Here is a 13,143-nt window from a genome sequence, read left to right as displayed (position 1 = left end):
TGTTACGCCCGCAGAGCGGGCTTATTGCAGCAAATTGGACTGAATGAGCGTTTTCGGCTCGATCACAAGATCAATTTTCCGGCCCTCGAACAGATTGCAGGTCACCACCTGCTCGAAATTCCATTTGAGCATGTTCTGGGTGTATTCGTTGCCGCCGCGCAGGCCCTCGAAATCCGACAGCGTGGCCACTTTCCCGCGGTCATCCACCAGATAATTGTCATACTGCTCCCAGTATTCGCCGGTGCCGTAGGTGAGTTTCAGCTTGTCATGCATCAGATCGCCGTCGGGATGCAGATCCGCATTCAAAACGGGCGCGCCGCCGTTGGCGGAGCCCAGCGAACCGCCGTCCGTTATGTAATACTTGTTCACGCCGTTGGCGACCCCGGTAAGGTACGAGCTCACCGTGCCCGCGCCCGACACCGGCGACCACGACAGAAAGGTGATATCGTTATATTTTATGGAATAGGCGTCGTAAAAGGTCTTGAAAAACGCGTCGCCGGCGTTCAGCAGCACATAAGTGTTGAGCGTACCGTCGAAATAGGAAGTCACGTCGTCGGATGAATCGGCGTTGGCGTTGACATCCACCATATGCCCGCCGGAAGCGGTTTCCAGCACCGTGTCAGTCGTATTGGACCGGCCGACCTCATAACCCGTCATGTTGTACTGGCAGGCGGAACCGACGCACCCGCCCAGCTGGCCAAGCGCCACGCTCAAATCCGCCGGCAGATTGGTATTGAAAGTGCCCAGATAATAGAAATAATCAAACCGGCCCGGCCGGTCGTTAAGAGAAACCAGCTTGAACTGGTTCGGAGCGGGCCGCATTATATACTGCTCCAGCCGCACCCGCTGGCCGCTTACATCAACCATCACCTTGCCCTGCTGGTATTCGGCCAGCCGGATTTCGTCCGCCGCGGCCGACAGAACCTGCTCCTTGTTCATATTCAGGCCCACTTCCCGTTTAAGGTTCTGCTTAATGCTTTCCCTGCGTTCCTGGTTCCGTTTCGCGGGGTTTTTCAGGTCGCCCATGCCGTTGGGGCCGACATCAACGGAATAACCCGGCTCCAGCAGCCGCTGGTTGCCGAAATTGTCCGACACGGCCAGACTGCCCGTGTAAAGAACCACGCTGGTATTGTTATTGTGCACCTGCACTTCAAACTCGGTTCCGCGCACGGCGCAAACCGCGTTGGTGGTGCCGACCTCAAACTTGCGCCCTCTGAGTCTGCCCACGGCGGCTTTGAGTTTTCCGGCCAGCAGTGTCATGCTCAGGCCGGTGGCACTGTCGTCCAGATGAAGCTGATAATTGGAATTGGGACCCAGTTCCACTACGGAACCGTCACTCCAGGAGATTTTCGCTTTGGAACGGAACCCGGTGCGCACATATGAACCGCTTTCCACGGTGGTGAGGCCGGAAACCCGGCTCCAGCCGGTTCCGCCGGCAAGCCGCATTTCTACGCGCCCGCTCAGCGGCTGCACTTCCGCCGCCCGTGTTTCAACCGCAAATATTGCTAAAAATGAAAAGAAAATAAATAAAGGAAAACGAAAAAATTTCTTTTCTCGCATGCGCATAGCTTCCCCTGAGCCGCCGAAATTAACTCTGCTTGCTATAACCCGAATGTCGCTACATTGTAACCCTTAACTGATGCAAATGCAATACAGTGCGAGGATACGGGCCGCCAGTCCCGTCAGGGAGTGTATCCGTAATGTGACCAATATCACCGCAACGGAGCATTTGCCTGATCCGGGCTGACCGCAGCCGAGCCGCCCGGCCACTCGAAACACACCCTTGCCATTACCATCAAACGCAGGAGCAGATGAACAGAAATTAATCTTCGCGCGGCACCAAGCGCCACGCCTGGGGAGCGCCCGGCGCACTTCAGGCGAAGCATAACATACGACAACGGTTCAGAAAACCATGAACACAATAAGCTGAACCGGGAACTCGGAACGCGGTCATATTTTTGTGAGGCGTACCACAGCTGGGAGAAAGGAACGGTAGAAAATACGAACGGTTTGATACGGCGGTTTTTGCCAAAGAAAACGGATTCCGCCAAGATACAGGAAGCGGAAAATCGGAAGAATCGAGCAGCGGCTAAACAATCGGCCCCGGAAATGTCCGGGGGTTTATACACCAACAGAAGTGTTTAACGGTTTTGCTGCACCAGTGCCTTGAATGCGCCCACAAGCAAAAAGGCGGTCAAAAGAAGCGGAATTTGATATAATCTGCTAACAGCTTCTTTTTGCCGGGCCCGTTCGTCTAGCGGCCCAGGACGCTGCCCTCTCAAGGCAGAGACCACGGGTTCGAATCCCGTACGGGCCGGGCAAAGAGCGGCTGTTTTTTTTGCCCCCAATCATAAACACGGTGAACAGACTCTTATGAAAATAGGCATTATCGGACTTCCCAACGTAGGCAAATCCTCGCTGTTCAACGCGCTTACAAACGCCGGCGCGCAGGCCTGCAACTACCCTTTTACGACCATTGACCCCAATGTGGGCATCGTGCCCGTGCCGGACAAACGGCTCGACCGCCTGTTCGATATCTTCAGGCCGCCCAAAAAAGTCAACGCCGCAATCGAATTTGTGGACATAGCGGGCCTGGTCAAAGGCGCGAGCAAAGGCGAAGGCCTTGGCAACAAATTCCTCGCCAACATCCGCGAGGTGGACGCGGTCATCCATGTGGTTCGTCTATTCGAAGACGGGGACGTGGTGCACGTCATGGGCGGGATAGACCCCATGCGCGACGTGGAGATCATCGAAACCGAGCTGATGCTGGCCGATCTGGAAATGATTGAACGCCTCATCGAACGCAATACCGGCCCGGTTAAAAGCGGCAACAAGCAGGCGCTGGCCCGGCAGGCGGTTTACACCAGGATACGCGACTGCCTGGCCGCCGGAAACCCCGCATCGGCGCTGTCGTTCGGCGAAGGCGAACTCAAGGATCTTTTCCTGCTGACCGCCAAGCCGGTGCTTTACGTCGGCAACACCGCGGAGAAGAAAGACGCCGCGCTGCTTGAAAAAATGTCCGCGTTCGCCAAATCCCGCAATGCGGGGTTCCTTGACCTGTGCATCAGGCTGGAAGCGGAAATTTCGGATTTCACGCCGGAAGAAAAAGCGGTGTTTCTGTCCGAAATAGGAAGCGAATACACGGGGCTTGAACGCATTGTCATCGAAGCCAAACGGCTGATGGGGCTGATGGAGTTTTTCACCGCCGGCTCGGAAGACGAAGTGCGCGCGTGGATCATCCCGGTCAGCACCCCGGCTCCGAAAGCGGCGGGCAAAATCCATACCGATATAGAACGCGGGTTCATCCGCGCGGAAGTCTATTCGTTCGAGGATATTGAAAAATACAGGGACGAAAAAATCCTCAAGGAAAAAGGGCTTGTCCGATCCGAAGGCAAAGACTACATCATCCGCGACGGCGATATCTGCTTCTTCCGCTTCAATGTGTGACGCGGCGATTCCGCCATGCGAAATGGCCAGGCTCTGCGCTCATTACAAGGTCTGCGGCGGCTGCGCCTGCCAGGACGTGCCGTATCAGCGCCAGCTGACGCTGAAAATCCGGGCGCTGGCCGGCTTGCTGGGCCGGTTCTGGCCGCACGAGATTCCGATAACCCCGTCGCCCGATATCCTGTATTACCGCAACAAGATGGAGTTTTCGTTCAGCCGCCAGATAGACCGCCTCAAAACCACGCCCGACAGCCCAAAATATTTCGAAGACCGGTTCGGCATGAAAGAAAAAGGCCGCTGGGACCGCGCTTTCGACCTGACCGAATGCCTCATCTCCTCGCCCGATTCCGGCGCGCTGCTCTCCGCCGTGCGCCGGTGGGCGCAGGCCACGCAGACCCCCTATCTCGACGCGAAGACTCACACCGGCATGCTGCGGCACCTGCTGGTGCGCCAGGCAAAAAACACCGGTGGAAAAATGGCGGTGCTGTTTTTGAAAAGCGGCGGGTTTGACAAAGAGGGCTTTGTGAACGCGGTGCGGTCGGTCTGGGCTGACGCGGCGGTTTTATACGGCGAAACCGACGCCGCGGCCGATACCGCACAGGCGGACTCCATAACGCACCTCTGCGGGCCGGAATATATAGCGGAAAAATTTTTTATCGGCCCGGAGGGCGCGCCCGAACTGACGCTTTCGTTTAAAATCACGCCGCGCTCGTTTTTGCAGACCAACACCCGCGCGGCGGAGCGGCTGTACAGCCGGATCCGGGAACTGGTGGCGGAACTGAACTGCGGCACGCTCTACGATCTGTACGGCGGCGCCGGCGGGCTGGGGTTCGCCTGCCACGACAGGGTTCGCGAGATAGTTTCCGTTGAATTCGTGCCCGACGCGGTGCGCGACGGCCGTGAAAACGCCGCCCTCAACTCGATCGCCAATGTCAGGTTTGTCTGCGCCAGAACCGAAGACTGGCTGACGGAACAGGTGAAATCCGGCACGGCGTTCGCGCATGACAGCGTGTTTCTGATTGATCCCCCGCGCGCAGGCCTGCACCCCAAAGCCCTTAAACAACTGCTCGCCATACGTCCGGAAAACATGATTTATATATCGTGCAACGCCAAGGCGTTGGCACGCGATCTGGCGGAACTGGCGGCGGCATATGAAACAACGCGACTGGAAGCGTTCGACCTGTTTCCCCATACGGAACACGTTGAAACCGTCGCGGCGCTTAAGCTGAAACACTGAACCGCCCGGCATCCGCGCCGCCTCCCCCCGTCTTGAGAGCGGGAATTTTCCGGAGCATACAATCGCCTTCACCCGCCGCAAATCCGCCGTTTTTTCCGCATGACGGACGGGGGGCCGGCATAGCGGCGCAGCCCTCACCTAGAAGCAGCCAAAACCAGCCTCTGAAATATTACGCGCGGACAGCCTTTCGGCCCGAAGGCCATCCACCCGCCATACCTGATATCTCCGCCTGAAAAGCCGCCGTCAAAACATTAAAACCGCCGCACACCGTGAAACGGATGGCAGTGCCTGCCGCTTCATCCGTAAAGCGCAAATAAGAACGCTCCCCTGTTTACGGGGGAGCGTTCTTATAAAGTGAACCCCCGGTAGTGTGAGGGGGAGGAGAGGACCGGGGGCTCGGGCGACAGATAGCCGCTTGCGCGGCTACTGTTGCAAAACGAACCGTTATAGTATCTCGATAAAAACCGTTAACCGCTGCGGTGCGAGATGTCTTTGCTTTTTGGATATGATCAGTACTGTCAGGCCGGCGCATTCGCTGTCATGCACGCTGATTTCCGCCGTTAACGCAGGCCACAACTGTATTTCTCATTTCACGGCAATTCGTTAATACTATAACGGTATAATTATCTTACCAGTATTACTCCGTTTTGTCAATCCCTTTTTTCGCAATTAAAAACAATTATAAGTTTAATGCATTTTGCATATTAAATATTAAGCAAAAAATACAAAGATAACCATTTTACAACAACCCTCATAATAACCTTTTTCCAAACATCCGCAACCGAGCAATTCGAGTTTTACACTATACGTCCGAATAAGCGATTACCAAATGATAACCAGAATCGAATAGCATCGGCAACCAAGCTAATATCATTTAACCCCGCACTAACCGGATATCAATTGGAAATAAGGCCGGTGTCTTTAAGTTTTTTCAGAATGGCGAGCGCGGCGCGTGATTTGTTAAGCGTATAGAAATGTATGCCCGGCGCGCCGTTTTCCAGCAATTGACGGCACTGCTCCGAGGCAAAATCCACTCCGCGGGCGGCAACAGCCGCGTCGTCGTTTTTAACAGGCTCAAGCCGTGTGCGCAAAACAGCCGGAATGGCAGCGCCGCACATTTCCGAAAACTTTTCCAGCTGGCTGTAGCCGGTTACGGGCATAATGCCGGGTATTATGGGCACAGTAATACCCGCCGACCGGCATTGCTCCACGAAACTGAAGTAATCGGCGTTGATAAAAAACAGCTGTGTTATTATGAAATCCGCGCCGCAGGCGACTTTCCGCCCGAGATGTTTTATATCCTGCTCAAGCGTAGCCGCCTGGGGATGCTTCTGGGGATACCCCGCCACTCCGATACACGCTGACGAGATTTGCCGCAACTGCGCCACCAGCTCGTGTGCGTGCTTATAGCCGCGGGGATCGGCCGATGAGCCGGCGTAGCCGGGCGGATAATCACCGCGCAGCGCCAGAATGTTATCTATGCCGATGCGGTCAAGCTCGCGCACAATGCCTTCTATCTCGGCACGGGTATGGGTAATACAGGCCAGATGCGCCATCGGGTTAAGATCAAACCGGTCCCGTATCAGCTTGGCCAGCGCCGCCGTCTTCAGAGTGCCGAACCCGGACGGCGAATGCGTTACGGACACAAAGTCCGGCCGGAGTTCCCGCAACAGCTCCAGCGCGTCGAACAGATGACGGGTGGTTTCCGGCGTCCTGGGCGGAAAAAACTCGAACGAGAACGTTTTTCGCGTTTTCAGCAGTTCGGCTATTTTCATTTGAACAAGAGTTTATCATAATTGCAGGCCGGGCCGAGTTGAGCGGGAACAACCGCAAGGGCCTATTTTCAAATAGGCCCTTTACCCCTTACAAAGGGCAGCCAGTATGCTATACTAGTTTCAGAAAACGTCGAAAACGCCGTCGCACCGGAAACAGCGATTGTGCCCGTTTACGAGCTGGTTCACGCGGTTCGGTAATGGCTGGCAGTTGTGGCCATAAACAGCCGTGCGATGCGAAGGTTCCCGATCCCGGCACCACGCGGGTTTGCCGCAATTAAATGGAGATTGAAAACGTTATGAAAAAACTAACACTAGCTCTGCTGCTCGTCCTGACTATGTGCCAGGCCCGGTTCGCGGAAGCTTCACCCGTCGTTTTTGCCGAAAGCATTCCACTGGAAACCGATTACGGCTCCTCACTTACCGCCCGGGCGCCGCAGGTATGGGTAAACATGATAAATTCCGCCTCCAAGACGCTTGATATAGGGGAATTTTATATAGTAAGCCGGCCGGGTTCGGCCATGGCCAATGTGGTGGACGCCATAAAAGCGGCCGCCGCACGCGGCGTCAGGGTACGGATCCTCATTGACAGCGTTTTTTATTACAAAATGCCCGAAACCCCCAACGAACTGAAAAAAGTTCCCGGCGTGGAACTGCGCATAATCAACATAAGCAAACTCAGCGGCGGGGTGATGCACGCCAAATACTTCATAGTGGACGGGAAAGATCTGTATGTCGGCAGCCAGAATTTCGACTGGCGCTCGCTGGAGCAGATCCACGAGCTGGGAGTGCGGCTGAGCATCCCCGAAATAGCGGCCAATTTCACCGACGTGTTCAATTCTGACTGGGCAATCTCCCAGACCGGGGCCATCCCCGCTCCGCTGCCGGTAGCCAAGCATCCGATAACCAGCGCGAATGCCGTCACGGTGTCCTACAACGGCGGTTCGGTTGCGGTTTATCCGGCTTTCAGCCCCGCATCTTTCACGCCGGGCGGACTGGACTCGGAAATTGCCGAGCTCACCAGCTATATTGAAAACGCCCGGAAATCGGTCAAAATACAGGTGATGCAGTTCAAGGCCAAAGGCGGCTGGCGCGTGCTGTTCGATCTGCTGACCCGGGTAGCCGGCCGCGGCGTTAAAGTGCAACTCATCGTGGCTGACTGGACCATGCGCGATTCCACCGCGGCCAGGGATATCAAGGAACTCGCCAAAGTGCCCAACATCAGCATAAAGGTTTCGTCCATCGCCCCTTATTCGCAGGAACAGATTGAATTCGCGCGGGTGGAACACTGCAAATATTTCACCGTTGACGGGGAAATGGCATTCGTCAGCACGTCGAACTGGGAACGCGCCTATTTCTACCAGTCGCGGAACGCGGCGATCATTCTCAAAGGCGCGGCGGCCGCGGCCACGGCTGAAGACATCTTCAGAGTCAGCTGGAACAGCCGCTTCGCCAAGCCTGTCGTGACAGAGGCGCCGGTCGTTCCCTCCGCCGTAAAATAAAGGCTGTTTCAGAATTATACACAAGGGCCCCCGCCTGAGCGGGGGCCCTTGCGGTTTCCGCAAAGGAAATGCGCCGCCCGCCGGGCCGGACGGCGCATTTTTTACAGCCGGAGTTGAGCGCGGCAAGTTGCAATTTCGAAAATAATTTATATCATAGTGATGTCGCGCAAATTTTAAATCGCAAGCCCGCTCCGGCCGGAACCCGGCGCAGGCCCGGAGAATGCAATGGTCATGAGAATTCTTGTCATCAATCCAGGCTCCACTTCGGATGAGCTGGGCATATATGAAGACGGACGCCAGCTGGTCAAAAAAACCCTGCGCTACAGCCCGGCGGATCTGAAGGATTTTGACCATCAGAAAATAACCGCGCAGCATGAGTTCCGCAAAAAAAACGTGCTGGATCTGCTGCGCGAAAACGGGATAGAAGTGAACTCGCTGTCCGCCGTCATAGGGCGCGGCGGGCTGGTAAAACCGATACCGGGCGGCACTTACGCGGTCAACGACGCGCTGACGAAAGATCTGCGCGACGGCGTTTCCGGCGACCATTCGTCCAATCTGGGCGGCCTGATAGCGCGCGAAATCGCGCAGGACGCCGGCTGTCCCGCTTTCATCGCCGATCCCGTGGTCGTTGACGAGCTGCACGCGCTGGCCCGCTATTCCGGAATGCCGGAGAATCCGCGCATTTCAATTTTTCACGCGCTCAACCATAAACGTGTCGCGCGGCTGGCGGCCGGCAAGCTGGGCAAAAAATACGAGAACTGCCGCCTCATCGTGATGCACGGCGGCGGCGGCATTTCGGTGGGCGCGCATGTGGGCGGACGGGTGATTGACGTAAACAACGCGCTCGACGGCGACGGCCCGTTCACCCCCCAGCGCAGCGGCGGCGTGCCCTCCGGCGGGCTGGCGCGGCTGTGTTTTTCCGGCCGGGATGGCCATGCGGACATTAAACTGAAAATCAAGGGGCGCGGCGGGCTGGTGGCGTATACCGGCACGTCGGACCTGATCGCGCTTGAGAAATTCATCGCCACCGGCGAGAAGGATCCGCAGATCACCGTCAGCCGCGAAAAAGCGCATGAATGCGTTTCGGCAATGGCGTACCAGATCGCCAAGGAAATCGGCGCGATGGCCGTTGTGCTGGCCGGCCGCGTGGACGCGATCGTGCTTACCGGCGGCATAGTGTATGACAAACATCTCATGCCGGAACTGCGCGCGCGGATAGACTGGCTCGCGCCGGTGATAGAGTTTCCCGGCGGCGACGAGAACCGCGCGCTCATGGATGCGGCGACCCGCGCGCTTGAAGATCCTTCCTCGGTGCAGGAATATAAATAACGGAGCGAACCAATGAACTTTTCAAACTTTGACGAACTGCTCGGTCTTGTGCGCGGACGGGCGAATCACGTGGCCGTGCCCGGCGCCAACAACCCGGAGGCGCTTGAGGCGATTAAACTGGCGGACGAAGCCGGCCTGATTTCCGGCGGCTATCTGATAGGCGAGCGCGAAGCTGTTTCCGGCACCGCCGCGCGCTGCGGGCTCAATACCGCCAAGTTCACTGTCATTGACTGCGCCGGCATGGCGGACATGTGCGCCGAAGCCGTGCGGCTGGTGACACAGGGCAAAGCGGACTTTCTGGTGAAAGGTCTGGTGGACACCAGGCTGTACATGAAAGCCATCCTCAACAAGGAGGCCGGGCTCGTGCCGCCGGGCGCGCTGCTCAACCATTTCGCGCTGCTGACGGCTGCGAACTATAAAAAACCTTTTGTGATAACCGACTCCGCGATTCTTATCAGCCCCGACCTGAGCCAGAAAGTCAAAATCCTGAACAATTCCATAGAAATTCTGCACAGGCTGGGCGTGGCGGAGCCGAAAATATCGGTAGTCTGTCCGGTGGAAAAAGTCAACGAGGCCATGCCAAGCACCGTGGCGGCGCGCGAACTGGCGGAACTCAACCGCAGCGGCGGCATTGCCGGCGCGGTTGTGGAAGGGCCTTACGACGTCTACATTTCCTTTTCGCGGGCCGCGGCGGACGAAAAAGGCATAACCGGCGGTGTGGTGCCGGGCGACGCGGATCTGCTTTTAATGCCCAACCTTGACGCCGGCAATCTGGTTTACAAAAGCATTATCCAGCTGGGCGCGGGGATCGGCGCGGCGGCAATACTGGTCGGCGCGAAAATACCCGCGATTCTGCCGTCGCGAGCCGACACGCCTGCCACCAAACTCAATTCCATTGCTCTTGCGGCTTACCTTAAAAGGAACTGACTTTTTTTCCGCCGGCCGGGCAGTACGCCGGCGCATACCGCAAACCAGCGCGCGCGGACAAGACCTGCTCGGCGGCAGCCTTGGCATGTTCCGCCCGAACCAGCGCATGCGCGCGAAAAAGACTGTCACCGCCCCGCCTTTCATATGCTGGCTTGGCGCGCGCCATGCGCGCGCGGACAAGAATCCAGTTTAAACTTTCCGGCTGATTTGATAAATTATAGAGGATGGTTTTAAAACAGAAAAATTCCAGACGCGCGCTGTGGCGGATAAAAGCTCACTCTGCGGTTTCCCCTTTTCAGAAGCCATTAGCGGGTTCCGCCGCGCGGATACTCGTGTGGGGCGGGCTGACGCTGCTGCTGTGCTGCACGGCGATTTACTGGAAGAAACTGAAAGAGCGGGCCGCGCTCCCGGACCCCCAGACACAAACGCTTAACCGCTACGGCGGACATTTTCAGAAAGGCGATCTGCTGTATTTCGTATTGAAACGGCACGGCCTGCCTCAACAGGAAGCAGCCGACGCCATAAAAGCGGTTTCGAAAACGCTGAAAGTGTCGGCGCTCACGCCGCGCGACAGATACGACCTCACCATTTCGACCTCCGGCTTATTCCAGCGGCTGGAAATCACCCGCGGCACCAGCAAATACTTCGCCGCACGAACCGGCACGGGCAGATATGTGGCCGGCACGTTCGAGATCGCCACCACGGTGGAGCGCAGAAACGCGTGCGGGCTGATACGCGGGTCGCTGTGGAACTCGCTGGCTGCGCAGGGAATTTCGCCGCAAGGCATCATGGAATTTGCCGACGCGTTCGCCTGGAACATTGATTTTTTCACGGAAACGCGCGACGGCGACCGGTTCGCCGTAGTCTGGGAGGAAACCCGCGCGCCGCAAGGCGAACTGCTGGCCCAGAAAATTCTCGGCGCGGCCTACAGCGGCAAGGAAACCGGCCTGAAAAAAGCTTTTTCGTTCAACGGGGTTTTTTACGGCGAGAACGCCGAGGAACTGAAAAAAATGTTTCTGCGCGCGCCGCTGAGCTACCGCAGGATCTCGTCGTTTTTCAGCGCGCGGCGGTTTCACCCGATCCTTAAAATCTTCCGCCCTCATCTTGGAATAGATTATGCCGCGCCGACCGGCACGCCGGTGTCGGCCGTCGCAAACGGCGTGGTGATTTTCGCCGGCCGCAAAGGCGGGTTCGGCAATTATGTAGAGATAAAACACAACGACGGTTTTATATCGGCTTACGGGCATCTGAGCCGTTATTCGGCCAAAACGAAGCGAGGAACGCGCGTTATGCAGGGCCAGGTTATAGGTTATGTGGGGATGACGGGCCTGGCATCCGGTCCGCATCTTGATTTCCGCATCAGGCAGAACGGCAAATTCATGAATTTCCTGACGATGAAAAACCGGTCGGCGGGCATGATGGCCAGAAACAAAATACCGGCGTTCAAGGCATATATGGCCGAAACGCTCGACACGATCAACAAACTGCTGTCCGACCGAAAGTCCGGCAAACCAGCGCCCGGCAATTGACAGGGTACCGCAAACTATGACAAAAAAACTTCCCGGAAAGGTGGTGTTCACAGGCGGGCCGTCGGGCGGCAAGACCTCCATTATCGAAGTGGTGCAGCGGCATTTCGGCAAGAAAGTGGCGGTTGTGCCGGAGGCGGCCACGATACTGTACGGCGGCGGGTTCCCGCGCCAGCCGGGCGACGAGAACATGCGCCACATCCAGCGCGCCATCTATTACACCGTGCGGGAGCTGGAGGAAATAGTCGCGCTCAACAACCCGCAGGCCTCGGTGATTCTGTGCGACCGCGGCACGCTCGACGGTCTGGCCTACTGGCCGAAAGACGGGGAATCGTTTCTGGATTCGCTGCACTCCGGGCTGGCCGAGGAATTCAGCCGCTATTCGATCGTGCTGCATCTGCGCTCGCCCAAACAGGAGCTCGCATACCAGCTGTCGAAAACCCGGATAGAATCGCACAGGGAATCGCTGCTGCTCGACAGGAAGATGGACCGGGTATGGGAAGGCCACCCGAACCGCTTTATTGTGGAAGAGGAAAAAGATTTTCTTGTGAAAGTGAACCGCGTCATCCAGATCCTGGAAACGGAAATACCCAGATTATAGGAGGAGTGTTTTATGGCTTGGGACATCTTCAAATCGTTCGGAAAAAAGAAAGCGGAGCCGAAACCGGCCGCGCCAGCCGCCGCGGAAACCGCCGTCATAGCGAAGGAAAAAAACGACAGGAAAAAAAAGAGCGAATTTACCGAGGAACAGCTGGAAGCGGAACTGGCGAAACTGCCCAAGCCACTGCGCGCGCAGCTGGACAATCCCGACATAAAGAAAAAAATAGTCGCGCTGGCCAAACGCATGGCGCAGGACGGCGTTGATCTCAAGAGCATGAAACAGGTCAAATCGTGGATGGGAAAACACCCCGAAGTGGCCAGACAGCAAAAGGACGGCGCGGAGCCGGTCAAGGTGGAAACTTTCCGGCGCGAGGAACCGAAAATCGGCAGAAATGACGATTGCCCCTGCGGGTCCGGCAAAAAATATAAAAAATGCTGCGGCCGATAACGCGGCCGGCCAAACCGGATTGAAACCGTTGAATCCGGCCCGGCAAGTATATTACACTGTTGATGCGACAACAGCGAAGATTTTAGGACAAAGGGGGCTGAAATGGAAAATTATGTCGGAATAGTTGGAATTATCATTCACAACCGGGAAACCGCCGCGCCGCAGGTCAACGAAGTGCTTACCCGGCACGGCAATCTGATCGCAGGACGCATGGGGATGCCGTACCATGGCAAAAAAATGCATGTGATTACGCTGATTGTGGACGGGAAAGACTCCGATATCTGCAGGATGACGGGCGAACTGGAAGCCATTAAGGATGTAATCATCAAAACCAGCACCGCCAAATGCAATCTTTAAA

11 protein-coding genes and 1 tRNA gene are annotated in these 13,143 nt (G+C 56.6%); 10 read left to right on the top strand and 2 right to left on the bottom strand.

The features are described 5' to 3' along the window. Positions 1 to 21: 21 nt before the first annotated feature. Positions 22 to 1,473: a FecR family protein gene (locus tag PHW69_00270; GenBank protein MDD4003622.1), complete on the bottom strand. Its 1,452-nt coding sequence runs from the start codon at positions 1,471 to 1,473 to the stop codon at positions 22 to 24. Positions 1,474 to 2,243: 770 nt separating this feature from the next. Between PHW69_00270 and PHW69_00265 the strand changes: the two genes are divergently transcribed. The 3 genes from PHW69_00265 (at position 2,244) to rlmD (ending at position 4,681) form a co-directional block, all read left to right on the top strand. Beyond that, positions 2,244 to 2,317 (top strand) — tRNA-Glu (locus PHW69_00265). Between the two features lie 56 nt (positions 2,318 to 2,373). Further along, positions 2,374 to 3,447, top strand: a complete 1,074-nt coding sequence (ychF, locus tag PHW69_00260) for a redox-regulated ATPase YchF (GenBank protein MDD4003621.1) — start codon at positions 2,374 to 2,376, stop codon at positions 3,445 to 3,447. A 22-nt stretch (positions 3,448 to 3,469) separates the two neighbouring features. Continuing rightward, a complete protein-coding gene (rlmD, locus tag PHW69_00255; GenBank protein ID MDD4003620.1) occupies positions 3,470 to 4,681 on the top strand; it encodes a 23S rRNA (uracil(1939)-C(5))-methyltransferase RlmD in 1,212 nt (403 codons plus the stop codon). Positions 4,682 to 5,577: 896 nt separating this feature from the next. Here the strand turns inward: rlmD and metF are convergent. Further along, positions 5,578 to 6,456, bottom strand: coding sequence for a methylenetetrahydrofolate reductase [NAD(P)H] (gene metF, locus PHW69_00250; protein ID MDD4003619.1), 879 nt, complete (start codon positions 6,454 to 6,456; stop codon positions 5,578 to 5,580). Between the two features lie 296 nt (positions 6,457 to 6,752). Between metF and PHW69_00245 the strand changes: the two genes are divergently transcribed. From PHW69_00245 to PHW69_00215, 7 genes are all read left to right on the top strand, one after another. Next, positions 6,753 to 7,955, top strand: coding sequence for a phospholipase D-like domain-containing protein (locus PHW69_00245; GenBank protein ID MDD4003618.1), 1,203 nt, complete (start codon positions 6,753 to 6,755; stop codon positions 7,953 to 7,955). Between the two features lie 225 nt (positions 7,956 to 8,180). Then, complete coding sequence (gene buk, locus PHW69_00240) at positions 8,181 to 9,284, top strand: butyrate kinase (protein MDD4003617.1); 1,104 nt, start codon at positions 8,181 to 8,183, stop codon at positions 9,282 to 9,284. A gap of 12 nt (positions 9,285 to 9,296) precedes the next feature. Continuing rightward, positions 9,297 to 10,211, top strand: a complete 915-nt coding sequence (locus PHW69_00235) for a phosphate acyltransferase (protein ID MDD4003616.1) — start codon at positions 9,297 to 9,299, stop codon at positions 10,209 to 10,211. 224 nt (positions 10,212 to 10,435) lie between these two features. Then, the gene (locus PHW69_00230) at positions 10,436 to 11,740 is read left to right on the top strand and encodes a peptidoglycan DD-metalloendopeptidase family protein (GenBank protein MDD4003615.1); all 1,305 of its coding nucleotides are present in this window, start codon (positions 10,436 to 10,438) and stop codon (positions 11,738 to 11,740) included. Between the two features lie 16 nt (positions 11,741 to 11,756). Further along, the gene (locus PHW69_00225) at positions 11,757 to 12,338 is read left to right on the top strand and encodes an ATP-binding protein (protein ID MDD4003614.1); all 582 of its coding nucleotides are present in this window, start codon (positions 11,757 to 11,759) and stop codon (positions 12,336 to 12,338) included. Positions 12,339 to 12,350: 12 nt separating this feature from the next. Continuing rightward, entirely contained in the window at positions 12,351 to 12,785 is a 435-nt protein-coding gene (locus PHW69_00220; GenBank protein MDD4003613.1) for an SEC-C metal-binding domain-containing protein, read from the top strand. Positions 12,786 to 12,887: 102 nt separating this feature from the next. Beyond that, on the top strand, positions 12,888 to 13,142 hold the full coding sequence (locus PHW69_00215) for a hypothetical protein (protein MDD4003612.1): 255 nt from the start codon (positions 12,888 to 12,890) through the stop codon (positions 13,140 to 13,142). The last annotated feature ends 1 nt before the right edge of the window (position 13,143 follow it).

The organism is Elusimicrobiaceae bacterium (assembly GCA_028700325.1).
In the GTDB taxonomy this organism is placed as follows: domain Bacteria; phylum Elusimicrobiota; class Elusimicrobia; order Elusimicrobiales; family Elusimicrobiaceae; genus JAQVSV01.
Note: the sequence above shows the minus strand (reverse complement) of the source record. Positions and strands in the feature narration are given on the sequence as shown.